The 25,537-nt window shown below is 41.3% G+C and carries 31 protein-coding genes and 1 pseudogene; 27 read left to right on the forward strand and 5 right to left on the reverse strand.

The window, feature by feature from the left end; translation table 11 throughout:
• Positions 1-13: 13 nt before the first annotated feature.
• From rplF to KW850_RS26950, 26 genes and pseudogenes are all read left to right on the forward strand, one after another.
• Positions 14-550 (forward strand): 50S ribosomal protein L6, encoded by a 537-nt coding sequence (gene rplF, locus KW850_RS26825; protein WP_218350794.1) that lies wholly within the window; start codon positions 14-16, stop codon positions 548-550.
• Between the two features lie 32 nt (positions 551-582).
• Positions 583-945 carry a 50S ribosomal protein L18 gene (gene rplR, locus KW850_RS26830; RefSeq protein ID WP_098573661.1) on the forward strand — a complete coding sequence of 121 codons (363 nt, stop codon included), beginning with the start codon at positions 583-585 and terminating at the stop codon, positions 943-945.
• A gap of 24 nt (positions 946-969) precedes the next feature.
• Positions 970-1,482, forward strand: coding sequence for a 30S ribosomal protein S5 (gene rpsE / locus KW850_RS26835; RefSeq protein WP_026565538.1), 513 nt, complete (start codon positions 970-972; stop codon positions 1,480-1,482).
• 1 nt (position 1,483) lies between these two features.
• Entirely contained in the window at positions 1,484-1,666 is a 183-nt protein-coding gene (rpmD, locus tag KW850_RS26840; protein WP_218350795.1) for a 50S ribosomal protein L30, read from the forward strand.
• Positions 1,667-1,698: 32 nt separating this feature from the next.
• Entirely contained in the window at positions 1,699-2,139 is a 441-nt protein-coding gene (rplO, locus tag KW850_RS26845) for a 50S ribosomal protein L15 (RefSeq protein ID WP_026565540.1), read from the forward strand.
• Positions 2,139-3,434: a preprotein translocase subunit SecY gene (gene secY / locus KW850_RS26850; protein WP_218350796.1), complete on the forward strand. Its 1,296-nt coding sequence runs from the start codon at positions 2,139-2,141 to the stop codon at positions 3,432-3,434. The genes rplO and secY overlap by 1 nt, the downstream gene beginning before the upstream one ends.
• 57 nt (positions 3,435-3,491) lie before the next feature.
• Complete coding sequence (locus KW850_RS26855; protein ID WP_218350797.1) at positions 3,492-4,142, forward strand: adenylate kinase; 651 nt, start codon at positions 3,492-3,494, stop codon at positions 4,140-4,142.
• Positions 4,143-4,421: 279 nt separating this feature from the next.
• Entirely contained in the window at positions 4,422-4,640 is a 219-nt protein-coding gene (gene infA, locus KW850_RS26860) for a translation initiation factor IF-1 (RefSeq protein WP_007085268.1), read from the forward strand.
• Positions 4,641-4,678: 38 nt separating this feature from the next.
• Positions 4,679-4,792 (forward strand): 50S ribosomal protein L36, encoded by a 114-nt coding sequence (gene rpmJ, locus KW850_RS26865; protein ID WP_000868344.1) that lies wholly within the window; start codon positions 4,679-4,681, stop codon positions 4,790-4,792.
• A 23-nt stretch (positions 4,793-4,815) separates the two neighbouring features.
• Complete coding sequence (gene rpsM / locus KW850_RS26870; RefSeq protein ID WP_026565543.1) at positions 4,816-5,181, forward strand: 30S ribosomal protein S13; 366 nt, start codon at positions 4,816-4,818, stop codon at positions 5,179-5,181.
• Between the two features lie 21 nt (positions 5,182-5,202).
• Positions 5,203-5,592: a 30S ribosomal protein S11 gene (gene rpsK, locus KW850_RS26875; protein WP_024027886.1), complete on the forward strand. Its 390-nt coding sequence runs from the start codon at positions 5,203-5,205 to the stop codon at positions 5,590-5,592.
• Positions 5,593-5,767: 175 nt separating this feature from the next.
• Positions 5,768-6,712, forward strand: coding sequence for a DNA-directed RNA polymerase subunit alpha (locus KW850_RS26880; RefSeq protein ID WP_218350798.1), 945 nt, complete (start codon positions 5,768-5,770; stop codon positions 6,710-6,712).
• Positions 6,713-6,767: 55 nt separating this feature from the next.
• Positions 6,768-7,130 carry a 50S ribosomal protein L17 gene (rplQ, locus tag KW850_RS26885; RefSeq protein WP_024027884.1) on the forward strand — a complete coding sequence of 121 codons (363 nt, stop codon included), beginning with the start codon at positions 6,768-6,770 and terminating at the stop codon, positions 7,128-7,130.
• Positions 7,131-7,520: 390 nt separating this feature from the next.
• Complete coding sequence (locus KW850_RS26890; RefSeq protein WP_218350799.1) at positions 7,521-8,360, forward strand: energy-coupling factor ABC transporter ATP-binding protein; 840 nt, start codon at positions 7,521-7,523, stop codon at positions 8,358-8,360.
• Positions 8,336-9,205, forward strand: coding sequence for an energy-coupling factor ABC transporter ATP-binding protein (locus KW850_RS26895; RefSeq protein ID WP_218350800.1), 870 nt, complete (start codon positions 8,336-8,338; stop codon positions 9,203-9,205). The genes KW850_RS26890 and KW850_RS26895 overlap by 25 nt, the downstream gene beginning before the upstream one ends.
• Positions 9,202-9,999 (forward strand): energy-coupling factor transporter transmembrane component T family protein, encoded by a 798-nt coding sequence (locus KW850_RS26900; RefSeq protein ID WP_218350801.1) that lies wholly within the window; start codon positions 9,202-9,204, stop codon positions 9,997-9,999. Before KW850_RS26895 ends, KW850_RS26900 begins: the two co-directional genes overlap by 4 nt.
• A gap of 12 nt (positions 10,000-10,011) precedes the next feature.
• Positions 10,012-10,752, forward strand: coding sequence for a tRNA pseudouridine(38-40) synthase TruA (truA, locus tag KW850_RS26905; protein WP_218350802.1), 741 nt, complete (start codon positions 10,012-10,014; stop codon positions 10,750-10,752).
• A gap of 253 nt (positions 10,753-11,005) precedes the next feature.
• Positions 11,006-11,443 (forward strand): 50S ribosomal protein L13, encoded by a 438-nt coding sequence (gene rplM / locus KW850_RS26910; protein ID WP_218350803.1) that lies wholly within the window; start codon positions 11,006-11,008, stop codon positions 11,441-11,443.
• 20 nt (positions 11,444-11,463) lie between these two features.
• Positions 11,464-11,856 (forward strand): 30S ribosomal protein S9, encoded by a 393-nt coding sequence (gene rpsI, locus KW850_RS26915; RefSeq protein WP_218350804.1) that lies wholly within the window; start codon positions 11,464-11,466, stop codon positions 11,854-11,856.
• A 441-nt stretch (positions 11,857-12,297) separates the two neighbouring features.
• Positions 12,298-13,569: a cation:dicarboxylate symporter family transporter gene (locus tag KW850_RS26920; RefSeq protein WP_218350805.1), complete on the forward strand. Its 1,272-nt coding sequence runs from the start codon at positions 12,298-12,300 to the stop codon at positions 13,567-13,569.
• Between the two features lie 20 nt (positions 13,570-13,589).
• A complete protein-coding gene (aspA, locus tag KW850_RS26925) occupies positions 13,590-15,026 on the forward strand; it encodes an aspartate ammonia-lyase (RefSeq protein ID WP_218350806.1) in 1,437 nt (478 codons plus the stop codon).
• A gap of 223 nt (positions 15,027-15,249) precedes the next feature.
• On the forward strand, positions 15,250-16,944 hold the full coding sequence (locus tag KW850_RS26930; RefSeq protein ID WP_256358474.1) for an NAD-dependent malic enzyme: 1,695 nt from the start codon (positions 15,250-15,252) through the stop codon (positions 16,942-16,944).
• Between the two features lie 131 nt (positions 16,945-17,075).
• Positions 17,076-18,374 carry an ATP-binding protein gene (locus KW850_RS26935; protein WP_256358478.1) on the forward strand — a complete coding sequence of 433 codons (1,299 nt, stop codon included), beginning with the start codon at positions 17,076-17,078 and terminating at the stop codon, positions 18,372-18,374.
• Between the two features lie 4 nt (positions 18,375-18,378).
• Positions 18,379-19,311, forward strand: coding sequence for a response regulator (locus tag KW850_RS26940; protein ID WP_218350807.1), 933 nt, complete (start codon positions 18,379-18,381; stop codon positions 19,309-19,311).
• Positions 19,312-19,688: 377 nt separating this feature from the next.
• Positions 19,689-19,757 (forward strand): annotated as a pseudogene (gene rpsI / locus KW850_RS26945) (30S ribosomal protein S9); the annotation flags it as partial.
• Between the two features lie 171 nt (positions 19,758-19,928).
• The gene (locus KW850_RS26950; RefSeq protein WP_218350808.1) at positions 19,929-20,798 is read left to right on the forward strand and encodes an AraC family transcriptional regulator; all 870 of its coding nucleotides are present in this window, start codon (positions 19,929-19,931) and stop codon (positions 20,796-20,798) included.
• Between the two features lie 69 nt (positions 20,799-20,867).
• Here KW850_RS26950 and KW850_RS26955 read toward each other — a convergent pair whose 3' ends face one another.
• The 5 genes from KW850_RS26955 to KW850_RS26975 all read right to left on the reverse strand — a co-directional run bounded on the left by KW850_RS26955 (position 20,868) and on the right by KW850_RS26975 (position 24,816).
• A complete protein-coding gene (locus tag KW850_RS26955) occupies positions 20,868-21,509 on the reverse strand; it encodes a response regulator (protein ID WP_308128856.1) in 642 nt (213 codons plus the stop codon).
• A gap of 14 nt (positions 21,510-21,523) precedes the next feature.
• Positions 21,524-22,636, reverse strand: coding sequence for a GAF domain-containing sensor histidine kinase (locus KW850_RS26960; protein WP_218350809.1), 1,113 nt, complete (start codon positions 22,634-22,636; stop codon positions 21,524-21,526).
• A gap of 75 nt (positions 22,637-22,711) precedes the next feature.
• Positions 22,712-23,053 (reverse strand): VOC family protein, encoded by a 342-nt coding sequence (locus KW850_RS26965; RefSeq protein ID WP_218350810.1) that lies wholly within the window; start codon positions 23,051-23,053, stop codon positions 22,712-22,714.
• Between the two features lie 18 nt (positions 23,054-23,071).
• Entirely contained in the window at positions 23,072-24,100 is a 1,029-nt protein-coding gene (locus KW850_RS26970) for an S-adenosylmethionine:tRNA ribosyltransferase-isomerase (RefSeq protein ID WP_256358475.1), read from the reverse strand.
• Positions 24,100-24,816, reverse strand: coding sequence for an SDR family NAD(P)-dependent oxidoreductase (locus KW850_RS26975; RefSeq protein ID WP_218350812.1), 717 nt, complete (start codon positions 24,814-24,816; stop codon positions 24,100-24,102). Before KW850_RS26975 ends, KW850_RS26970 begins: the two co-directional genes overlap by 1 nt.
• Before the next feature lie 150 nt (positions 24,817-24,966).
• Here KW850_RS26975 and KW850_RS26980 point away from each other — a divergent pair, with 150 nt between their 5' ends.
• A complete protein-coding gene (locus tag KW850_RS26980) occupies positions 24,967-25,107 on the forward strand; it encodes a hypothetical protein (protein ID WP_218350813.1) in 141 nt (46 codons plus the stop codon).
• Positions 25,108-25,537: the final 430 nt, after the last annotated feature.

The raw sequence follows: 25,537 nt of genomic DNA on the forward strand, positions 1-25,537 counted from the left end.
GGAGGTGCACTAAATGTCTCGCGTAGGAAAAAAACCTATTGTTATTCCAGCAGGAGTAACAGTTACTTTAAATAACAACACTGTTACAGTAAAAGGACCTAAAGGTGAACTTACTCGTACATTCCACTCTGATATCACTATCAACGTGGAAGAAAACCAAGTTTCAATCACTCGTCCTTCTGATGTGAAAGAACACCGCGCATTACATGGAACAACTCGTGCCGTGCTTGCGAACATGGTTGAAGGTGTATCTACAGGCTTCACTAGAGGCCTAGAATTAATCGGGGTTGGATACCGTGCTCAAAAGCAAGGTAACAAACTTGTATTAAACGTAGGATACTCTCATCCAGTTGAGATCGAAGCTGAAGAGGGACTTGAAATCGAAGTTCCTGCAAATACAAAAATCCTTATCAAAGGTACTGACAAAGAACGTGTTGGTGCATTAGCAGCGAATATTCGCGGAGTTCGTCCTCCAGAGCCGTATAAAGGCAAAGGAATTCGTTATGAAGGTGAATTTGTTCGTCGTAAAGAAGGTAAAACTGGTAAGTAATGCCGCATAGGTAAACGAAAGGAGTGACGTAAATGATTACGAAGCAAGATAAAAACGCTACTCGCAAGAAAAGACATGCTCGCGTTCGTGCGAAACTTAGCGGTACTTCTGCTCGTCCACGTCTAAATGTGTTTCGTTCTAACAAACATATTTATGCTCAAGTAATTGATGACATTAACGGAGTAACTTTAGCAAGTGCTTCTACTTTAGATAAAGACTTTGGTTTAGAGTCTACAAACAACGTTGAAGCTGCACAAAAGGTCGGAGAATTAGTCGCTAAACGTGCGGTAGAAAAAGGTATCACTTCTATTGTCTTTGACCGTGGCGGATACCTATACCATGGACGTATTCAAGCATTAGCTGATGCTGCCCGTGAAAACGGCTTACAATTCTAAAAGACAAAGGAGGGACACAAAAAGATGCGTCGTATTGATCCAAACAAACTTGAACTAGAAGAACGCGTAGTCACGGTTAACCGTGTTGCGAAAGTTGTTAAAGGTGGACGTCGTTTCCGCTTCACAGCCCTTGTTGTTGTAGGCGATAAAAACGGTCACGTTGGTTTCGGTACTGGTAAAGCTCAAGAAGTACCTGATGCTATTCGTAAAGCCATCGAAGATGCAAAGAAAAACTTAGTCGAAGTACCAATGGTCGGAACAACCATTCCTCACCAAGTAATTGGACGCTTTGGTGCTGGTGAGATCCTTCTAAAACCTGCTTCTGAAGGTACAGGAGTAATCGCTGGTGGACCAGTTCGTGCGGTACTAGAATTAGGCGGAGTTGCTGATATCCTTTCTAAATCATTAGGAACTAACACTCCAATTAACATGGTACGTGCTACGATTGACGGTTTAAAACAATTAAAACGTGCTGAAGACGTAGCAAAACTACGTGGTAAATCAGTAGAAGAACTGTTAGGATACGGGGGGAAATAAAATGGCGAATAAACTATCAGTTACCCTCACTCGCAGCTTGATCGGCCGCCCTGGCGATCAACGCGAAACAGTTAAAGCTCTCGGATTACGTAAATTAAATCAAACAGTTGAGCACGCAGATAACGCTGCTATTCGCGGTATGATTACCAAAGTTGCTCACCTTGTTACAGTAAAAGAACAATAATTGATTGTTTTCTTTCATAAGGAGGTGCCAATATGAAACTTCATGAATTAAAGCCTGCTGAAGGTTCTCGTAAAGAACGCAAGCGTTTAGGTCGTGGTATCGGATCTGGTCAAGGTAAAACTGCTGGTAAAGGTCACAAAGGTCAAAATGCTCGTTCTGGTGGCGGTGTACGTCTAGGTTTTGAAGGTGGTCAAACACCTTTATACCGTCGTTTACCAAAACGTGGATTTACAAACATCAGCCGTAAGGAATATGCAATTGTAAATCTTGATGCTTTAAACCGCTTTGTTGAAGGTACAGAAGTTACTCCAGAACTTCTTATCGAATCAGGCGTTGTAAGTAACGAAAAAGCAGGAATTAAGGTTCTTGCAAAAGGGACACTAGAGAAAAAGTTGACTGTAAAAGCTCACAAATTCTCCTCTGCTGCTAAGGAAGCGATCGAAGCTGCTGGTGGAAACACTGAGGTGATCTAATGTTCCAGACAATCTCCAATTTTATGCGCGTGGGTGAGATAAGACGTAAGATCATATTCACCCTTTTAATGTTAGTCGTATTTCGTTTAGGTACATTTATCCCAGTACCCAATGTAAATGCTGATGTTCTTGCTAATCAAGATAAACTAAGTGTATTCGGTATTTTAAATACTTTTGGCGGTGGAGCATTAAAACAATTCTCCATCTTTGCAATGGGTATCATGCCGTACATTACTGCATCGATTATTATCCAACTTTTACAAATGGATGTTGTGCCTAAATTTACAGAATGGTCAAAGCAAGGTGAATCAGGACGTCGTAAGATCGCTCAATTTACTCGTTATTTTACAATCATCCTTGGATTTATCCAGGCTTTGGGTATGTCCTATGGTTTTAATAACTTAGCAAACGGCCAGTTGATTGAAAATCCTGGAATTGGCACTTATCTTTTGATTGCGGTTGTCTTAACAGCTGGTACTTCTTTTTTAATGTGGTTAGGTGAGCAGATTACTGAAAAAGGTGTGGGTAATGGAATTTCTATTATCATCTTCGCCGGTATCGTAGCAGGAATGCCATCCACTATTAATCAAATTTATGTACAGCAGTTTGAGAATGCAGGGGAAGCATTATTCTTACGTATTGTTACTGTAATTCTAATCGTACTTGCTATTATTGCAATCGTGGTTGGGGTTATCTTTATCCAACAAGCAAATCGTAAGATACCTATTCAATATGCAAAACGCGTAGTTGCAGGACGTAATCCAGTTGGAGGACAATCCACTCACATGCCATTAAAAGTTAATGCTGCGGGTGTAATTCCTGTAATCTTTGCTGTGTCTTTTATTGTAACTCCAAGAACCGTTGCTTCATTCTTTCCAACGAATGATGTAACACTTTGGATTACGAAAGTATTTGACTATACTCATCCGATCGGGATGACGTTATATGCTGCACTAATTATCGCGTTTACTTATTTCTATGCATTTATTCAAGTTAACCCTGAACAAGCAGCGGAGAACTTGCAAAAGCAAAGCGGCTATATTCCTGGTATTCGTCCAGGAAAGAGTACGCAAGAATACTTAACGCGTGTCTTATACCGTTTAACTTTCGTTGGTGCAATCTTCCTTACTGTGATTGCGGTATTGCCAATGCTATTTATTAAAATAGCTAATCTTCCGCAATCAGCTCAAATTGGTGGAACAAGCTTGTTAATCGTTGTCGGTGTTGCACTAGATACGATGAAACAACTTGAAGCGCAATTAGTTAAACGTCATTATAAAGGTTTTATAAAGTAAAGGTTTTAGGGGCCACTGCTCCCTAAAACCCATTTAAAGCACGAGGGGGGAACACGTGTGAATTTAGTATTAATGGGGCTTCCAGGTGCTGGTAAAGGTACGCAGGCTGAAAGAATCGTCGAGCAATACGGCATCCCTCATATCTCTACTGGAGATATGTTCCGTACAGCGATGAAAGAAGGAACAGAACTGGGTTTACAAGCGAAATCATTCATGGATCAAGGCGAACTTGTCCCTGATGAAGTGACAATCGGCATTGTTCGTGAACGATTAAGCAAGGATGATTGTCAAAAAGGGTTTCTTTTAGATGGCTTCCCTAGAACTGTACCTCAAGCAGAAGCGTTGGAAAATCTATTAGTTGATTTAGATAAAAAAATCGACTATGTCATTAACATTACTGTTGATAAAGAATTATTAATGGAACGTTTGACTGGACGTCGAATCTGTAAAGAATGTGGTTCTACCTATCATTTAGTATTTAATCCTCCAAAACAAGAGGGTGTATGCGATCGCTGCGGCGGTGAGTTATACCAAAGAGCTGATGATAATGCAGAAACCGTTCAAAATCGTTTGGACGTAAATATCAAACAACAAGAACCATTATTAAATTTTTATGAAAACAAAGGTTATCTTCGTACGCTTGATGGTCAGCAGGATATTAACAAGGTATTCACTGATATTGAGCAATTACTTGGGGACTTACATTAATGACCATAAGTAAAACTGTACGAGCGACTCTCGACCATCTCTTCACTAAGATTCAAAAGTATGTGAAAGCAAATCGCTTTTCTATTGTACGGAGTATGTAGAACCGAGAGTTGGGCAAGACTTACATGTGGAATTAATTATTCCTAAATATGTAGAATTTACTTGCGGACAGAAGAACAACAATATGTTACTATTATAAGGTTGCTATTTGTGTACGAATAAGAAGAGTTGTATTTTATTTCATTCAAACTTTTTGAATTGAGAAGGGAGACGAGATCGATGGCCAAAGATGATGTAATTGAAATTGAAGGTAAAGTCATTGAAACATTGCCAAATGCAATGTTTAAGGTAGAATTAGAAAACGGTCATACCGTGCTAGCGCATGTTTCTGGTAAAATACGAATGCATTTCATTCGGATCCTTCCGGGTGACAAAGTGACTGTTGAGCTTTCTCCATATGACTTAACACGCGGAAGAATTACTTACCGCTTTAAATAATGCTTGCACTCCGTACTACTAAGGAGGTTAGGATAATAATGAAAGTAAGACCATCTGTTAAACCGATCTGCGAAAAATGTAAAGTTATCCGTAGACGCGGAAAAGTTATGGTTATCTGTGAAAACCCTAAACATAAACAAAAACAAGGTTAATTTTGAAGGAGGTGCGCTTTAATATGGCACGTATTGCTGGTGTAGATATTCCACGTGAAAAACGTGTAGTTATCTCTTTAACTTACATTTATGGAATTGGTAAAAATACTGCACAAAAAGTATTAGCAGAAGCTGGTGTTTCTGAAGATACACGTGTACGTGATTTAACAGAAGACGAATTAAACAAAATCCGTGACATCATCGACAAATTAAAAGTTGAAGGTGACCTTCGCCGTGAAATTTCTCTTAACATTAAGCGTTTAATGGAAATCGGCTGCTACCGCGGATTACGTCATCGTCGTGGTTTACCAGTTCGTGGACAAAATACGAAAAACAACGCTCGTACTCGCAAAGGTCCTCGTAAGACTGTAGCGAACAAGAAGAAGTAATCGGCAAAGGAGGTAATTTAAATGGCACGTAAAACAAATACACGTAAACGTCGTGTTAAAAAGAATATTGAATCTGGTATTGCTCATATTCGTTCAACTTTTAACAATACGATTGTAACTATTACTGATGTACATGGTAATGCAATTTCATGGTCAAGTGCTGGTGCACTTGGATTTAGAGGTTCTCGTAAATCTACACCATTTGCTGCACAAATGGCGGCTGAAACTGCAGCTAAGACTTCTATTGAACATGGTATGAAAACTCTTGAAGTTACTGTTAAAGGACCTGGTGCAGGACGTGAAGCTGCAATCCGTGCTCTTCAAGCTGCTGGTCTTGAAGTAACTGCAATCAAAGATGTTACACCTGTTCCTCATAATGGATGCCGTCCACCGAAACGTCGTCGTGTTTAATTTTTCTGTATAGTTTTTGTATCATATGTCTATAATGGGATATGATATTAAATTTTTGCACTCATACAGAAGAGTTATTCCAGTTGTTGTGCACAAAACGGGAACGTATACATGGGGACTTTAGTTAGTAATCATGCTAATTTGAAGTTTCGACGTTTTGAAGGAGGGTTATATGATGATCGAAATAGAAAAACCAAAAATCGAAACGATTGAGATCAACGACGATGCCAAGTACGGCAAATTTATCGTAGAGCCACTTGAGCGTGGATATGGTACCACTTTGGGTAACTCCTTACGTCGTATCCTATTATCTTCACTCCCAGGTGCCGCGGTTACATCGATTCAAATCGATGGGGTACTTCATGAGTTCTCAACAATTGAAGGCGTCGTAGAGGATGTAACATCCATCATTTTAAACATTAAGAAATTAGCTCTAAAAATCTACTCTGATGAAGAGAAGACGCTTGAATTTGATGTACAAGGTGAGGGACCTGTATTAGCTGGCAATATCACTCACGATAGTGATGTTGAAGTGTTAAATCCAGATCTTCATATTGCAACATTAGCTTCAAACGGACATCTTCGCATGCGTTTAACAGCTAAACGTGGACGTGGTTATACACCGGCTGTTCAAAACAAAAGAGAAGATCAACCAATCGGTGTTATTCCAATCGATTCCATCTTTACACCTGTTTCACGTGTGATGTTTCATGTAGAAAATACACGAGTAGGTCAAATGTCTAATTATGATAAGTTGACAATTGATGTTTGGACAGATGGAAGCACAGGACCAAAAGAAGCAATAGCTCTTGGTTCGAAAATTTTGACCGAGCATTTGAATATTTTCGTTGGGTTAACTGATGAAGCTCAAAATGCTGAAATTATGATTGAAAAAGAAGAAGACCAAAAAGAAAAAGTTCTAGAAATGACAATTGAAGAACTCGATCTTTCTGTTCGTTCTTATAACTGCTTAAAGCGTGCTGGAATCAACACTGTTCAGGAATTAGCTAATAAGACTGAAGAAGATATGATGAAAGTTCGTAACTTAGGCCGCAAATCACTTGAAGAAGTGAAGGCAAAACTAGAAGAGCTTGGATTAGGCTTACGTAAAGACGACTAGTCAATCGTTAGGTTATTAATCCGACTTATGACTTCAACAAAGGAGGGAACCCTTCATGGCATACAGAAAGTTAGGACGCACAAGTGCACAGCGTAAAGCTATGCTACGTGATTTAACTACAGATTTAATTATCAACGAGCGCATTGAAACAACAGAAACTCGTGCGAAAGAAATTCGTGTGACTGTTGAAAAAATGATCACTTTAGGTAAACGCGGTGATTTACATGCTCGTCGTCAAGCTGCTTCATATGTACGTAACGAAGTTGCTGATGCTGAAAACAATACAAGCGCATTACAAAAACTTTTCGCTGATATCGCTCCACGTTACCAAGAGCGTCAAGGTGGATATACTCGTATTATGAAACTTGGACCACGCCGCGGTGACGGTGCACCAATGGTTATTATCGAGTTAGTTTAATAGCTATTAACAGACAACAAGGGCGCTGGACAGTTTTGTAACAAACTTGTTCTTTGCCCTTTTTCTGTAATATAATTTTATATCATGTTAGACCCAAGCCCAAAAGAGTGTTATGATGAGCGTAACTCCAACTTGTTGGAGAATGGATAAAGTTGGTGGAATGATCAGTCTCCTTTCTGTTGACGGATATCATCAATCTTTTATTCTGCCGCATTGATAGGATGCGTGAATAATTTATGACTCGTCTAGCTCATGCACCTCCTCCCATTTCTTTAATGAAATCCCTTACTTGCAGTTGTGACGTTGCTGCCCGGGGACGAGGTGCAGGCTTTTTTTTATATGTAAAAAAATAGAGCAGAGAATAGTTTAGCTGAGAGGAGGGTGACCCTGATGAAAAAGGCAATTGTATCTCTTGAAGGAATATCTTTTCAATACGACGATCAAGAACGCTATGCTCTCCATAATGTTTCTTTTGATATTTATGATGGGGAATGGCTGGCTATTGTTGGACATAATGGTTCGGGTAAATCAACGATGGCAAAACTATTAAATGGCCTTCATTTTCCTCAAAGTGGTCAAATTACTGTTTGTGGCATCAAGCTTGACGAGGAATCAATTTGGGATATCCGCAAAAAAATTGGGATGGTTTTTCAAAATCCTGATAACCAGTTTGTAGGTACGACTGTACAGGATGATGTGGCTTTTGGTTTAGAAAATAACGGTATTCCTAGAGACGTAATGGTGATAAGAGTCGAGGATTCGTTAAAGAGGGTTAAGATGGATAAGTTTCTGCATCAAGAGCCCCATCATCTCTCTGGAGGCCAGAAACAACGTGTTGCAATCGCAGGTATCCTTGCCTTACGACCGTCCATAATCATTCTTGATGAGGCTACATCTATGCTTGATCCTAGGGGTCGGGAAGAGGTATTGGAGACGGTTCGATTATTAAAAGCAGAGAAATCGTTAACGGTGATTTCAATTACGCATGACTTAGAAGAGGCAGCTAAAGCTGATCGGATTATTGTGATGAACAAAGGGGAAGTCTTCCGTGAAGGAATACCTGAAGAAATATTCTCGATGGATGAACAATTAGTTCAATTAGGCTTAGATATTCCCTTTTCAGTAAAAATGACCAAAGCATTTCGGGATAAGGGTATTCAACTATCGAGACACTATTTATCGGAAGAAGAGTTGGTGACAGAATTATGGACATCTCGCTCAAGCATGTAGATTATCGTTATCAAGTAAATACGCCTTTTGAACGATTAGCCATCGAGGACGTATCCATCGACATTCCAACAGGCGTGTACATGGCTATTATTGGCCATACTGGATCAGGAAAGTCAACCGTCTTGCAGCATCTAAATGTACTACTGCAACCTACAAAAGGATCAGTTACGATTGGGGAACATGAAATTAAAGCCTCACAAAAAAATAAAAATTTGAAGAAGATTCGCCAACGGGTTGGGATTGTTTTTCAATTTCCAGAACATCAATTGTTTGAAGAAACAGTTGAAAAGGACATTATTTTTGGGCCGATGAATTTTGGTGTTTCTGAAAGTGAAGCAAAGGAACGAGCACGTATTGCCCTTAAACAAGTGGGATTAGGGGAAGAAATTCTTGAAAAATCTCCCTTTGATCTCTCTGGAGGACAAATGCGTCGCGTGGCCATTGCTGGTGTTCTCGCAATGGAACCTGATGTCATTGTCCTTGACGAGCCTACCGCAGGGTTAGACCCGAGAGGCCGTAAAGAAGTTATGGATATGTTTTACTCCCTTCATCAAGAAAGAAAGCTGTCTACTATTCTGGTAACGCATAGTATGGAGGATGCTGCAAGATATGCAGACCAGATTGTCATTATGCAGCAGGGGAAGGTCGTTAAAAAAGGAACACCCGAAGAGATCTTCTCTGCGACCGTCGAACTCGTTGAAATGGGTCTTGATGTTCCGGAAGTTGTTCGTTTTCAACTGATGCTAGAGGACAAATTAGGCATTAAATTAGAAAAAATTCACCTAACCATCGACGAATTGTCTACTGCTGTCACTAAAGTGTTAGGTAGAGGTGTTCGCTTATGATGGATAAAATGATTTTTGGCCGCTATGTCCCTGCTGATTCGGTTATTCATAAGATGGATCCCCGTTCCAAATTAATTATGATTTTTCTATTTGTCTGTATTATCTTTCTAGCAAATAATGTGGTTACCTATGCACTTATTGGCATTTATACTTTTTTGATGCTCGGATTGTCACGTGTCCCAGTTCGCTTCTTGTATGTTGGACTAAAGCCGGTGATCTGGCTTGTTCTTTTTACATTAGTTCTTCAATTGTTTTTTACAAAAGAGGGTACTCTTTTATATGAACTGGGACCGGTAAAGATTTATGAAGAAGGGGTCAGACAGGGGATTTTTATTTCTTTACGATTCTTTTTCTTAATCCTAATGACGTCGCTGTTGACGTTGACGACTACTCCCATTGAAATCACAGATGGTCTGGAAACACTGTTACATCCTTTAAAAAAGGTACGTTTCCCTGTCCACGAGATGGCGTTAATGATGTCAATATCATTACGATTTATTCCTACACTAATGCAGGAAACAGATAAGATTATGAAGGCGCAAATTGCCAGAGGGGTAGAGTTTGCAAGCGGACCGTTTAAAGAACGAATCAAAGCCGTTATTCCACTCCTGATCCCCTTGTTTGTCAGCTCGTTTAAACGGGCTGAGGAACTGGCTATTGCGATGGAAGCAAGAGGCTATCAAGGCGGGGAAGGAAGAACAAAGTACCGGGAATTAACCTGGAAGATGACAGATTCCCTGCAGATGGTTCTCTTAGTCCTTATCACGATTCTTTTATTATTATTACGTTCATAATGGAGCGAAACCATGCCAAGGTATAAATGTATCATTTCCTATGACGGCTCTGGCTTTTCCGGCTATCAGGTCCAACCTAATAAGCGGACTGTACAGTCGGTATTAGAGTCTGTTTTAACAAAAATGCATAAAGGCGAAGCGGTGAAGGTCTTCGCTTCTGGACGCACGGATGCGGGTGTCCACGCTAAAGGACAGGTGATTCATTTTGATTCACCGCTCCAAATTCCGGAAGAAAAATGGGGACGAGCGTTGAATTCTCTGCTTCCTGAAGATATTTCAGTTCTTTCAGTTGTTTTGGAGGATGATTCGTTTCACGCGCGCTTTGATGCGAAAGGGAAGGAATACCGCTATGTGCTTCATTTATCTTCAAAACGGGATCCTTTTCAGCGGAATTTTGCATACCAGTATCCATACGTTTTAAATTTGAACGCGATGGAACGGGCAAGTAAATTTTTCCTAGGTACCCATGACTTTACTAGTTTTTGTGCGGCAAAGACAGAAGTAGAAGATAAGGTTCGAACGATTAAAGCGATTGATTTTACTCGCGAGAATCAACGTTTAACGATCCGCTTTGTGGGAAATGGTTTTTTGTATAATATGGTTCGCATTTTGGTAGGAACTTTATTAGAGGTCGGATCAGGTGAACGAAGCCCAGAGGACATCCCGATAATATTGGCGCATAAAGACCGGACACTGTCCGGAAAAACAGCTCCTGGTCACGGATTATACCTTTGGGAAGTATTTTATGAATAAAATTACTTAAACAACTTTACCTGGTGTAACATTTTCTTGACATATCGGCCCGTAGAACTTATTATATTATATGTGCGTGTTTTTAATCCCACGATAAAGCCCCGGAAAGTCTTCATCGTGATTGAAAATATATGAATACAAACTTAGCCGCACAAGGGTATTAGATGTTCATTCCCGGAACAGAATCGAACTCTAATTACTTTAAAAGTGCGAAAACAATAATCTTTATGGATTTAAATTAGGAGGGAAACTCATGCGTACAACGTTTATGGCAAATGCCAACACTATCGAGCGTAAATGGTACGTAATTGATGCAGAGGGCAAAACTCTTGGACGTCTTGCTTCTGAAGTAGCATCAATTTTACGTGGTAAAAACAAACCAACTTTTACACCACATGTTGACACTGGTGATAATGTAATCATTCTTAACGCTTCTAAAGTAGAACTTACTGGTAAGAAATTAACTGACAAAATTTACTACCGTCACACAAATCACCCAGGTGGTTTAAAGCAAAGAACAGCTCTAGAAATGCGTACTAACTATGCTGAGAAAATGATCGAGCTTGCTGTTAAAGGTATGCTTCCAAAGAATTCTCTTGGCCGTCAAATGTTTAAAAAATTACATGTATATGCTGGCAGCGAACATCCGCACCAAGCACAACAACCTGAAGTTTACGAACTTCGCGGTTAATAAAGAGGGAGGGAATTAACTTGGCACAAGTTCAATATATCGGTACAGGTCGCCGTAAGAGTTCTGTCGCACGTGTGCGTTTAGTACCAGGCACAGGTAAAATTATTGTTAATGGTCGTGAAATCGAAGATTATATCCCATTTGAAGCTTTACGTGTTGTTGTAAGACAACCATTAGTAGCTACTGAAACTGTAGGAAGCTACGATGTTCTTGTAAACGTAAGCGGCGGTGGATACACTGGTCAAGCTGGCGCAATCCGCCACGGTATTGCTCGCGCATTACTACAAGCTGACCCTGAATTCCGTCCAACATTAAAGCGCGCTGGATTATTAACTCGTGATGCACGTATGAAAGAACGTAAAAAATACGGTCTTAAAGGTGCTCGTCGTGCGCCTCAGTTCTCAAAACGTTAATTTTTACGTTTCAAAGACTCTCAAACCTTTGGTTTGGGGTCTTTTTTTGTATAGGAAATTATAAAATAATTAATTGTGAATAAATTGAAATAGTTCTCTGAATCCAGCTCCAGCGTCCAGCGCTAGTGTACTTCGCTCTCCGCCCTACATAAGTCAACATCAATCGACTTGAGCTCCGTGTTTCCTTTATCTTAGTTGGAGCGCTCCAGCCCATATGGCGCTAAATGGGCGCATGCACCTTTTGTTCTGTCTACAAATAGCTTTTGACCACGAAAATATTTCCTACCACTAATCATAGTTCAAGGTACCTTGGATTCTCGTAGCGGTTTTTTCTTTTAAAAATTTTTTTAATCGTTTTGTAGATTTTTGTAGGGTTTTGTTGTTTTGCTTATAAACTTACTTAAGTATTCTAAATTGAAAGCGTTAACAAGGGGGATGGACATGAAAAAATTTGGATTAGCTGCGCAAATTTTTATTGCACTTATTTTAGGTATAGTGGTTGGGGCTGCTACCTATGGGAACAATACAGCAATTGCCTACATTGCGCCAATCGGTGATATTTTCATTCATTTAATTAAAATGATCGTTATGCCGATTGTAATAGCCGCACTTGTTGTTGCGGTGGCGGGTGTAGGTGATATAAAAAAATTAGGTAAGCTTGGCGGCAAGACGATTCTTTATTTTGAAATCATTACAACGATTGCACTCGGGATTGGATTGCTGGCTGCAAATGTGTTCCATCCAGGTTCTGGTGTAGATATGAGCCATCTGGCAAAAGGAGATATCTCAGCATACGAACAAACAGCAAGCGCTACACAAAACAAAGGCTTTGCGGAAACAATCGTTCACATCGTTCCAAAAAATGTGTTTGAATCAATGGCGCAAGGGGATCTATTGCCGATTATTTTCTTCAGTGTTCTATTCGGCCTAGGGGTCGCGGCAATCGGGGACAAAGGAAAGCCGGTGCTTCAATTCTTTGAAGGTGTATTAGAAGCAATGTTTTGGGTAACAAATCAAGTAATGAAGGCTGCTCCGTTTGGAGTATTCGCTCTTATTGCGGTGACGGTGGCCCATTTCGGAGTGAGCACATTGCTTCCGCTTGGAAAGCTTGTATTGGCTGTGTATGTAACTGTATTGTTTTTCGCTATTGTGATTTTAGGTATAAACGCGAAAATGACAGGAACAAATATTTTTACACTTATTAAGATTTTAAAGGAAGAACTTATCATTTCTTTTACAACAGCGAGTTCTGAGGCAGTTCTCCCGAACATCATGAAAAAGATGGAGCAATTCGGTTGTCCGAAGGCGATTGTTTCTTTCGTCATTCCGACAGGATACACATTCAATCTGACAGGATCAGCAATTTATCAAGCGCTTGCTTCGCTATTTGTTGCGCAAATGTATAACATACACATGTCGTTGATGGAGCAAATTACATTGTTATTTGTACTTATGATGACTTCAAAAGGTATGGCAGGCGTCCCAGGTGCATCGTTTGTCGTTGTGCTGGCGACACTCGGCTCTATGGGATTACCGTTAGAGGGAATTGCTTTGATTGCTGGCATCGATCGTATTTTAGATATGATTCGCTCGGCTGTAAACGTTTTAGGAAACTCATTGGCTGCCATCTCAATGGCGAAATGGGAGGGCGAATTTGATAAAGAAAAAGCTCAGGACTATTTGGATTCTGTTAAAGAAACAAAGGCTGCATAAAGGGATAGGAGGAGAATGTAATGACAGTAACTGAAATAAAAGCAAACGTTCGGATTGAAAAGGATTTTTTAGGGGAAAAAGAGGTGCCTGTAAATGCCTATTACGGCATCCAAACATTGCGCGCTGTCGAGAACTTTCCTATTACAGGATATATAATTCATGAAGAACTAATTAAAGCTTTGGCCATTGTCAAGAAAGCGGCTGCTCTTGCCAATATGGAAACAAAGCGTCTGTATGAAGGGGCAGGCAAAGCCATAATAGAGGCTGCTCAAGAAATCATCGACGGCAAGTGGCATGATCATTTCATTGTCGACCCGATTCAAGGCGGCGCAGGTACATCAATGAACATGAATGCGAATGAGGTCATTGCCAATCGTGCGCTTGAATTAATCGGAAAAGAAAGAGGAGACTACTTTCATATTAGTCCGAACAGCCATGTGAATATGGCACAGTCTACGAATGATGCTTTTCCGACTGCGATTCACATCGCAACATTGAATATGTTAGAAAAATTATTAGACACAATGGAATCTATGCATGGCGTATTCGAGCAAAAAGCAAAGGAATTTGACCGGGTCATCAAAATGGGCCGTACTCATCTGCAGGATGCTGTACCGATTCGATTAGGTCAAGAGTTTGAAGCATACTCCCGCGTAATTGCCCGCGATATCAAGCGCATCAAACAATCACGCCAGCATTTATATGAGGTGAACATGGGCGCTACGGCAGTGGGAACGGGCTTGAACGCAGACCCTCGCTATATTGAGCGTGTAGTAGAGCATCTTGCCGATATTAGCGGCTTATCGCTTGTGGGCGCTGAGCACCTTGTGGATGCAACCCAAAACACAGATGTTTACACGGAAGTATCGGCAGCACTTAAAGTATGCATGATGAACATGTCCAAAATTGCCAATGATTTGAGATTGATGGCCTCCGGTCCTCGCACGGGATTAGGCGAGATAACATTGCCTTCCCGTCAGCCTGGTTCTTCCATTATGCCGGGGAAAGTCAACCCTGTAATGGCTGAGGTCATTAATCAAGTTGCGTTCCAAGTTATTGGAAACGACCATACGATTTGTCTTGCATCTGAAGCAGGGCAGCTGGAACTGAATGTTATGGAGCCTGTTCTCGTATTTAATTTACTTCAATCCATCAGTATTATGAATAATGCATTTCGTGCATTTACAGACTATTGTTTAAAGGGAATTGAAGCAAATGAAGAAAGAATGAAGGAATATGTAGAAAAGAGTGCAGGCATTATTACGGCGGTAAATCCGCATATCGGCTATGAGGTTGCTGCACGTATAGCGAGAGAAGCGATTTTAACCGGTCAGCCGATTCGCGAATTATGCTTGAAATATGACGTATTATCAGAAGAAGAGCTCGATCTAATTTTGGATCCTTATGAAATGACTCACCCAGGTATCGCAGGTGCAGTTCTTTTAGATAGACAGTAAACTTGTACATGACAAGCAAAGGAGGGCGGAGCGGCCCTTTTTTGCTTGTCATAAGGGATAAAACTTCGCCGGCAAGGCGCTGCTACCAGAGAACCCTCCACCACAAAAAAACAAAAGGCGCTTTTTAGGGAGAAGAACCTCTGGTTCTGCGCCTGAACGAGCCGGCTGCCTTATTTTTATTGAGAATCAATAGCAGAAGTTGATTGGAAAAGGAAGGGATTATATGTATAAATTCAAGGTTGGTCCGAATGGGGATGTGGAAACTGCCTTACGAGGTGCGGAATTAATGGCTATACCGTTGTTGAATAAGGGGGTTGCATTCACTGAGGAGGAGAGACAGGAGCTGGATTTAACAGGATTATTGCCGCCGGCAGTACTGACGCTCGATGAGCAGGCACGCCGCGCTTATGAACAATTCTCCTCGCAGCCGAACGATTTGCATAAAAATGTTGCGTTATCGGCACTGCATGACCGAAACGAGGTATTGTTTTACCGAGTGCTGACGGACCATCTACCAGAAATGCTTCCGATCATATATACACCGACAGTCGGGTTAGCAATCCAGCGTTACAGCATCGAATACCGCCGACCGCGCGGGGTGTATTTATCTATTATTGATGCAAACGGCATTGAACAAGCATTTGAAAACTTCGGGGCGAGTGCGGAAGATATCGATTTAATCGTTGTTACCGATGGGGAAGGCATTTTAGGAATCGGTGACTGGGGTGTTGGCGGTATTAATATCGCGATTGGTAAATTAGCCGTTTATACAGCCGCTGCAGGAATCGATCCCGCACGTGTCATGCCTGTAATTTTAGATGTAGGCACAGATCGTGATGAGCTTCTGGACAACCCGTTCTACATCGGAAATTGCCATCCCCGTGTTCGGTATGGACAGTATGATGCATTCATTGAGCAGTTTGTAAGTACGGCGGCGAGAATGTTTCCTAATGCCTTGCTCCATTGGGAGGATTTCAGCTCCCATAATGCGCGAAGCATTTTAGACAAGTATCGAGATAATGTGTGTACATTTAATGACGATATACAAGGCACAGGAGCCGTATCGCTTGCTGCTGTGCTGGCGGCAGTGCGCGCTTCCGATATTCCGCTCAGTGAGCATCGTGTTGTCATATTCGGGGCGGGTACAGCCGGTATTGGAATTGCTGATCAGGTGCGAGATGCCATGGTACGCGAGGGGCTTTCATGGGAATCGGCGAACCGCAGATTTTGGTGCATTGACCGGAATGGTTTACTGGAAGATGATATGGAAGAATTGTACGACTTCCAGCGCCCATATGCGCGTCCTGCTGAAGAAAACAATGCAGGATTGGGCTTAGCTGAAGTCGTTCGTCAAGTACATCCAACTATTTTGATCGGAACTTCAACTGTGGCGGGGGCATTCACCGAGGATATTGTGAAAGACATGGCAGCTCACGTTGAAAGACCGGTAATTTTGCCTATGTCCAATCCGACTCCCCTTGCGGAAGCAAAGCCTGCTGATCTAATCCATTGGACTGAGGGAAGAGCCCTAGTAGCAACAGGAAGTCCGTTTTCTCCTGTAGCATATAACAAAACAGTATATGTTATCGGACAATCCAATAACGCTCTTATTTTTCCGGGGCTTGGACTTGGAACGAACGTGTCCCGTGCAAGTATCATCACTGACGGCATGTTTGCTGCGGCAGCAGAAGCTGTGGCGGGCATGATCGATGTAAGCAAGCCGGGTGCGCCTTTACTTCCGCAGATTGAGAATCTTCGTGCCATTTCAGAAATTGTCGCGATAGAAGTGGCAAAGGCGGCTGTTGCCGATGGTGTCGCACGAATAAAACATGACGATATTAAGCAAGCAGTTCGAAACGCAATGTGGGAACCGGTGTATCGGCCTATAAAAGCGGCAAAGGAAACTGTTATGGTATAATGGGCGAAAATACAGCTTGTTTTGATAAACAAGCTGTATTTTCATATATAACTAGTAGTGTATGGGGGGCAATTGTGTTTATAACTACAAGGCGGCGGTTTGTTAGTAGCAAAAATCAGGAAGTGGCGGATTTGAGAGCGGATCAACTGCAAAGCAAAGATTTCTGGATCGTTATTGCTCTTATGGTTATAGTACCAATCGCGGGTGAATTGAACTTTCATCCATTCGATAATGTATTTCGTGTAAGTTTCGGAACACCTATTTTCTTCTTTTCTTTATTGTTCTTTCGTAAAATTTCACCAGTTGTCATGGGGCTGTTAGTAGGAACGTCAGTTTCGGCGTTCCGTGTTTTATTGGATTGGATGGTGTCGGCAGACTTTAGCCTGGCAGTATCTCTTACCGAACGGTATCCGACGTTCTTCTACTATTTTACATATGCCTTCCTGTTTTATTTGATGAGGGTGAATCGTTTTCAACATCCTTTGCTGATTGGATGTTTCGGTATTACAATTGAAATCACATCTAGTCTTATTGAGTTAATGCTTTTTCATCTTTTTGTATTGGGAACGGCTGTGACGATAGGGGCATTGAATAAAATAATTATTATCGCGGTGTTTCGAAGCTTTTTTGTTTTGGCCTTCATCAATATGATGAAGCTGTACGAACTACGACTGAAAGAATCGCAAACCCGGAGGGAGAATGAGAATATGCTCATGCACCTTTCCAATTTGTATGTAGAGTCTGTTTATTTGAAAAAGACGCTACAAAATGCAGAAACCATCACAAAAGAATCCTACAATCTATATCGAAACATGATTGATTTTAAAAAAGACCAAGGACTTCCAATTGAAAATTGGGGAAAAAAAGCTTTACGGATAGCCGGAGAGGTGCATGAAATAAAAAAGGATAACCAAAGAATCTTTGCGGGCCTTTCAAAGCTCATTTCAAGCGAAAGTCTGCCGGAATATATGAATGTACATGAATTAGCGTACATAATAGTTCGAATCAATCAGCAATATGCAGCGCTGTTAGGGAAGAAAATTGAATTTGTTTCGCAGATTAGGGGAGAGCATCCGAATTATCACATTTACCTTATACTGTCTTTTATCAACAATTTAGTCGCGAACGCAGTGGAAGCGATTGAGAATACAGGCACAATCACCGTTTCAATAGATAAAGAGGAAAATTGGATCGAGTGTAAAGTGATTGACGACGGTCCGGGCGTTCCTTCAAAATATAAACATCTCATTTTTAAACCGGGGTTTACCTCTAAATATGGAGAAGATGGAACACCGTCCACGGGAATCGGGCTATCTTATATAAAAGAAATGTCAGAGGAATTGGGAGGCGAGGTAACGCTCCAAACGAGTGGGGAAGGATGCATTTTCATTATCCGGCTGCCGATCCTCTGTCTTGCCGAGAAAGGGTGAGTTTATGTTTTTTTATATTACGGATGATGATGAAGTCTTTCGATCTATGCTGTCACAAATTATAGAGGATGAAGAATTGGGTGACGTTGTAGGGGAAGAGGATGATGGTTCTTTCCTAGATGCACATACGCTGGCAATGAAGCATGTCGATATTTTATTCATTGATTTACTGATGCCGATCCGGGACGGAATTGAAACCATTCGTCGCATTGCGCCGTCATTTAAAGGGAAAATTATTATGATTTCCCAAGTGGAATCAAAAGAACTGATCGGGGAGGCTTATTCACTTGGAATCGAATATTACATCACGAAGCCGCTGAACAGAAATGAAGTATTATCGGTTGTACAGAAGGTCATGGAACACATTCGTTTGGAGCGGTCTATACAAGACATTCAAAAATCACTCAGCAATGTATTTGATTTGAATTCCGCCAAGGAACAAAAGTCTTCCTCCGAGGAAAAGAAAATTACAGATTGGGGGCAAGTTCTTTTATCCGAACTCGGCATAGCCGGTGAAAATGGAAGCAAGGACTTGCTGGAAATCATCGATTATTTATTCCATTATGAGACAAAACTAGCATTTGAGACGGGATTTCCTATTTTAAAGGATATCTTCACCCATATCAGTTTGAAAAAATTAGGAACGGTCGCTTCGCAAGATGAGGTTGACAGGGAGAGAAAAGCGTCAGAACAGCGTGTTCGCCGAGCAATTTACCAATCATTGAACCATTTGGCATCTCTTGGCCTCGCTGATTTTGCGAATCAGAAATTTGAGAATTACGCGTCGAAGTTTTTTGATTTTACAACAGTGCGTCAACGAATGACGGAATTGAAACAAGCATCTTTAATTTCATCAACGCATACGCGGATTAATGCCAAGAAGTTTATTCAGGTGTTGTATTTTGAAGCAAAACAGCTGGTAGATGAGGGATATTAGAATGTAAATAGGAGCCTGGGATAGAAGAGTGATTCCAAGTAAGGAACTGTATATGGTATCAGCCTTTTAATAATAAGGAATGTTTATTAAATGAGTCCTGGGTTGAACATGCTTCTTGCGATATAATTTCAGTTACTGATAATTTACGAATAATATATTTTTATGTTATTCACTAATCAAAATGTTTATATTGCTTCTTTAACTTATACAAAAAATGAAGATACCCAACAGGCAAGATGGGTATCTATTTGACCACATTTTGACCACAAAACATATAGACCGATATATTATTTCATTTCATATTTACTTTATTAAGACTGATAGACGCTTGATTTTTTAGGATTGATTTATTTCAAATTATTTCATATTATATGAAACAAATGAAAGAACGTAAAAAATACGGTCTTAAAGGTGCTCGTCGTGCGCCTCAGTTCTCAAAACGTTAATTTTTACGTTTCAAAGACTCTCAAACCTTTGGTTTGGGGGTCTTTTTTATTTTTGAATTTCGGTCTTAATTCGAAATTAGGATCCATTACAAAGACCCTGCAAAATGGTGCACAGAATGTCGGATGGATACACTCAATACCTGTTATTCTATTGATAAAGGAGGTCATACAATGGATTCGCTTAAGAACATGAATGATGCAATCAAGTATATTGAGGATACCCTAATGGACGAAATTGATTATAAAGTGGTGGCAAGGTTATCCCATTGCACCGAATATCATTTTAAAAGGATGTTCTCTTTCCTTGCCGGTATTAGCCTATCAGAATATATCCGTCGGAGACGACTCACTCTTGCAGCATTCGATCTTAAAAATAGTAACCTGAAGATAATTGATGCAGCCATTAAATATGGATATAGTTCACCGGACTCATTTACTAGAGCTTTTCAAAGTTTGCATGGTATTACACCGTCTGAGGCAAGAGATAACGGTCAACCATTAAAAGCTTATCCCCGAATGACCTTCCAATTAATTATTAAGGGAGCGAGTGAAATGAATTACCGGATTGAAGAGAAAGAGGCTTTTCATATCATTGGTATCATGAAAAGAGTGCCGATTGTATTCCAAGGTGAAAACCCAGAAATAACTGCTATGTGGAAAACATTGAATATGGATAAGATCAATAAACTGAAAGAACTCTCGAATGTCGAACCTACTGGGATAATCCAAGCATCCACAAACTTTTCGGAAGGTCGTATGGAGGAAAAAGGTGATCTTGATCATTATATCGGTGTGGCGACAACACTTGAGTGCCCAGACAATCTTTCTAAACTTGAAGTTTCTGCCTTAACATGGGCGGTATTTGAATCAGAAGGGCCCTTTCCTGATGCGTTGCAGGAAACGTGGGGACGCATATATTCAGAATGGTTTCCATCCACAAACTATCTACAAACAGAAGGACCAGAAATTTTGTCGATCAAAAGTAAAGATTTAACTTCACCAACTGTTAAAAGCGAAATTTGGATTCCAATTTTGAAATAATAATTTGGGGGGCTGTTTTTGTATTCGATTGTAAACAGAAACGGATGTAAGCTTTTCACATACATCCGTTTAGTTTGCTAATTGATTTTTGACAGCAAAGAGGGCGGCTTGTGTCCGGTCGGCCAATTCGAGTTTTGATAATAGATTGGAAACATGTGTCTTAACTGTTTTTTCAGTAATAAATAAGGAAGCGGCGATTTCTTTATTGCTTTTTCCTTTCGCAATTTCTTTTAACACATCTACCTCTCGTTTCGTTAATTCCGCTAGTAAATCCTTTTCTTGTTTGGCTTTATTAGACAAATTGGCTAGTAAATGAGTGGTAGCCTTCGGGTGGAGTTGGTTTTCTCCGCCGATGATTTTTTTAATCGATGTGACCAGTTCATCAGGCTGGATGTCTTTTAGTTGAAATCCTGATGCACCTGCTTCGAGTGCTGGGATGACATGATCTTGATCTGAAAAGCTGGTTAACATCATAATTTTAATTTCGGGCTGCTGTTCTTTTATGATTTTTGTTGCTTGGATTCCGTCCAATTCCGGCATAACGAGATCCATTAAAATAATATCGGGTTTTAATAAATGGGCCTGTTCAACGGCTTCCTTGCCATTGGCCGCTTCACCGATCACTTCAAGGTCTGTTTGGGTCCGAAGAAAAAAGACCAGACCTCTTCTAACGACGTGATGATCATCGGCAATTAGGATGCGTATACTCACAGCAATTCTCCTTTCTAAAAAGGAATACGGATTTCTATTTCTGTCCCGCTTCCTGGTTTGCTTTTTAAATGAAATTGGCCGTTTAATGCCTCTGTTCTGGTTTTCATGCTTTTTAATCCTAATGAGGGAATCTCAATATTTTCCCCATAGTGAAAGCCGCAGCCGTCGTCTTTTATGGACATGATAATCTCGTCCTTGGCAGTATGAAAGGTGAGAAGGACTATCGTGGTCTGGGAGTGCTTTTTACAATTGGCCAGCGCCTCTTGGCCGATCCGCCACAATGATTCCTCTACCGTTCCTGGAATACTGGCAGCTCCTGTGATGTCAGTTTCTATGGATAGACCAAGCATTTCAGCATAACTTCTCAAGGCGCTAACGACACCATTTTCAAGTCCAAGCGGCCGCAGCTGCCAAATTAATGCCCTCATTTCCCCAAGCGCTTCCTGTGCTAAATCTTGAATATAGCCAAATGTTTGTTGTACCTCTTCCTGTTCCGTCATTTCCACGCCAGCCCTTGCCGTCAGGCTTAAGGAAAATAAAAGCTGATTAACAGAATCGTGAAGATCTCTTGCCAGTCGATTTCGCTCGGTGACCAGTGCATTTTGTTGTTCGCGCTGCGTTAATTTAATCCGTTTTAATGCGGTACCAATTTGATAGGCAACGGCTTCAAGCAAGGCGAGTTCATCTTTCTTAAAATGTGTCTTATAGGGCGAACCAACGTTTAAGATCCCAAATCGTTCATTTCCTGCCCCGAGCGGGACGGTAGCATGATGGGTCAATCCACACGTTTCTCCTGCATGTTCTTCTAGTGCGTCTTCAATCCGTTTACACTCCATAATATTCGTTGCTTTCGTTAATTTTTTATTATTATATTTGTTGACACACCAGCACCCGCCCTGACACATTCTTTGATTCTCGTTATTTGCCAGAGCAGGGGGCAGGGCTTCGGCGGCTGCTAGTTGATGTGCACCCGTTTCATTCATTAAAAAAATCCAGCCTGTTTGCAGTCCCGTCACCTGAAGTAGTCTTTTCAACACTCCAGACAGGACGTCCTTTGTATCGGTTCCTTCATTTAACAGCTCAGCGATTTCTTTTAAAATGCCGATATCTTTATTCGCTTCCGACATACCTTTCTCCTCCAGGATCCTGCATTTACTGTTATTATAGCTTATTGGGTGAAGGTTTTAGCTTCTTTTTAGGTTTTATAAACCAGATTTTACCTGCAAAAACTCTATCACCTCCTTATTAGGTCCTTCATAAAAAATGGTCTCCCAGCCGTTGTCTAACTTGTAAGGCCCTTCGATTTTTCGAGAGGGATCGAACTGGTTGATGGCTACATTGAGATCATTTACTTCAAAGCATAAATGAGTTCCTTCGCATGGACTGGAAATGAGCTCTAACCTGAAATCCCCTGCAGCCAGAAACACAATCTCTTCCCCCATGAAAAAGATTCGGCTTTCTTCCTCAAGTCCTAAGTGCTTTTTGTAAAAAGCTACAGACTCTTGGAGATTAGTTACTTCTATACCATAATGATGGAACCGCATGGTTGTGTCTCCTCCGATTCATAAAATTAGATTCATATCCCCGAACTCATGCCATAAATAGCCGGCTTCGATTGCATGATTATAGGCTTGAAGCAAATGCTGCTCTGAGACGAAGGCTGACAGCATGTCGAGGTGGCTGGCTTGCGGTTCATGAAGACCGGTAATGATTCCATCAGCTATTTTTATAGGGAAATTGGAATCGATATAGAGATTAGTTGTTCCCGAAAGGATCCCATTTCTAGCTGCACTCTCAAGAGCACGAACAACGGTGGTGCCAACCGCAATAACTCGGTTGCCCGCCGCTTTTGTTTGTAGAATCCGTTCCATTGTCCTTTCGGAGATCTGATACTCCTCAATATTTTCTTCAGGTGTCTGATGATAGGAATCATCAAGCAAGTAACTTAAGCCTGTATGCAATTGGATAAAGTCTAGCTGGATGTTTAACCGCTTTAATTTGAAAATTAACTCCCAGCTAAACGCTCTGCCTGCGGAGGGCATTTCCACGGAACCAGGATGACTGGCAAAAATGGTTTGATAGTAATCCAGGCCCCAGGGCTGATCGATATATTCATAACGGATCGGTTCACCGAGTGTGTAAATACTATTAAATAATTCCATTCCTTTTTTCGTAAATTCAATGATTTTTAAAGGAGAATTCCCTTTTTCGGCAATCACCATAGCGGATAAGTCTGCTGAAAATTCGAGCATATCACCCGGTTTGACTGGGGCGGCGACAATTAGGGCCTTCCATAGATCCTCACCACAGCGCCTAGCCAGCCTGACTTCAACATTTGGCCCGATGAGTTCCGAGTTTCGTATCCAATTGGCGTGTAAGACCGCGGGGATGGTCCGGCTGTTATTGGCAATGAGCAGGTCGCCAGGCTCCAGGTATTTAGCCAAGTCAAAGAAATGGTCATGGTTGATATCGCCAGTAACGCGGTCGAGAACCATCATCCGCACATGATCCCTGCGTATACCTCGTTTTTCAGGGGGAAGGGAAGCATTCAATTCCTCAGGCAGGTAAAAATCTAATGCTCGAGTCGCCATCATAATCCCTCCTCAGCTTGGGCCTCAAAGCGCTGGCCATTTACGCCAGTCGACTTATTAGAGGCTAGGTATAAAAATATGTCGACAATATCCTCTGGCTTTGCTAATGTGTAATCACAATCAGGGACGGCCAATTGATGCATGTCTGTATCCATTTCGCCTGGGTCGACCATGTTTACCCGAACATTTGTCTCCCTTAATTCATCCGCCCACGTTTGGGTGAGGCCTTCCACGGCAAATTTGGAAATTCCGTATGCACCCCAGCCAGCATAACCCGTATGTCCAGCTTCAGAAGTCACATTGATAATAGAGCCTTCATTCCGCTCAAGCATCCCCGGAATCACTCTTCTCGTTACCAAGAATGGTGAAACAGCATTAACCCGCAGCACTTCGGCAAAATCCTCCTCAGGGTAATCAAGTAGGTATGGCATTGGACTAGGTCCCAAAATAGATGCATTATTAATTAGCACATCAATATGGCCAAAAGCTTCCTCTGTCATCGCAACAAATCGCTCCACATCCCGTGAGTTGGAAATATCCGCCTTAACCGCAAGAACCTCAGCACCTAATTTTTGAGCTTCCTCTTTCACCTCTAGCAGTTTATCCTGAGTCCTGGAGCAGATCGCAAGCTTTGCTCCTTTATTTGCAAAAGCCAATGTCAACGCTCGACCCAAACCCTTCGAAGCCCCAGTAATCATCACAACTTTATTATTCATATCTTCTCTCCCCTTCGTTTCTTGATGTCTTAAGCATAACGGTTTCTGGAAAATCATCCCTCAGAAAAAAGCTTGAAGTTTTCCTACAACTTTAGACTGAGAGTGGGCTGATTAAGGGTTGGTAGAAGGATCAGGGGGAGATAGAAATCATTGAAAAGTAACCATGGTAGACTATGGCCCTTATTGATAACTAAGTGGCAGAAAAAAGAGGAGCCAAGGGAACCAATGGCGTCTATTGATGACCGAGTGGCAGAAAAAAGAGGAGCCAAGGGAACCAATGGCGTCTATTGATGACCGAGTGGCAGAAAAAAGAGGAGCCAAGGGAACCAATGGTGTCTATTGATGACCGAGTGGCAGAAAAAAGAGGAGTCAAGGTAACTAATCGCCCTTATTGATGACCGAGTGGCAGAAAAAAGAGGAGCCAAGGGAACCAATGGTGTCTATTGATGACTGAGAATCAGAAAAAAGAGGAGCCAAGGTAACCAATGGCGTCTATTGATGACCGAGAATCAGAAAAAAGAGGAGCCAAGGGAACCAATCGCCCTTATTGATGACCGAGTGGCAGAAAAAAGAGGAGCCAAGGGAACCAATGGTAGTCAAGTCCTATATTTTGTGTAAATTGTATTTCCTATGGTTACAATGTTTTTCAGCTTTTATGAATTTTGATGGTTTGGAAGGGGGTACCCCCTTCCAAACCATCAAGATTTCGCGCGCTTCGCGC

This window comes from Bacillus sp. sid0103 (assembly GCF_019219025.1).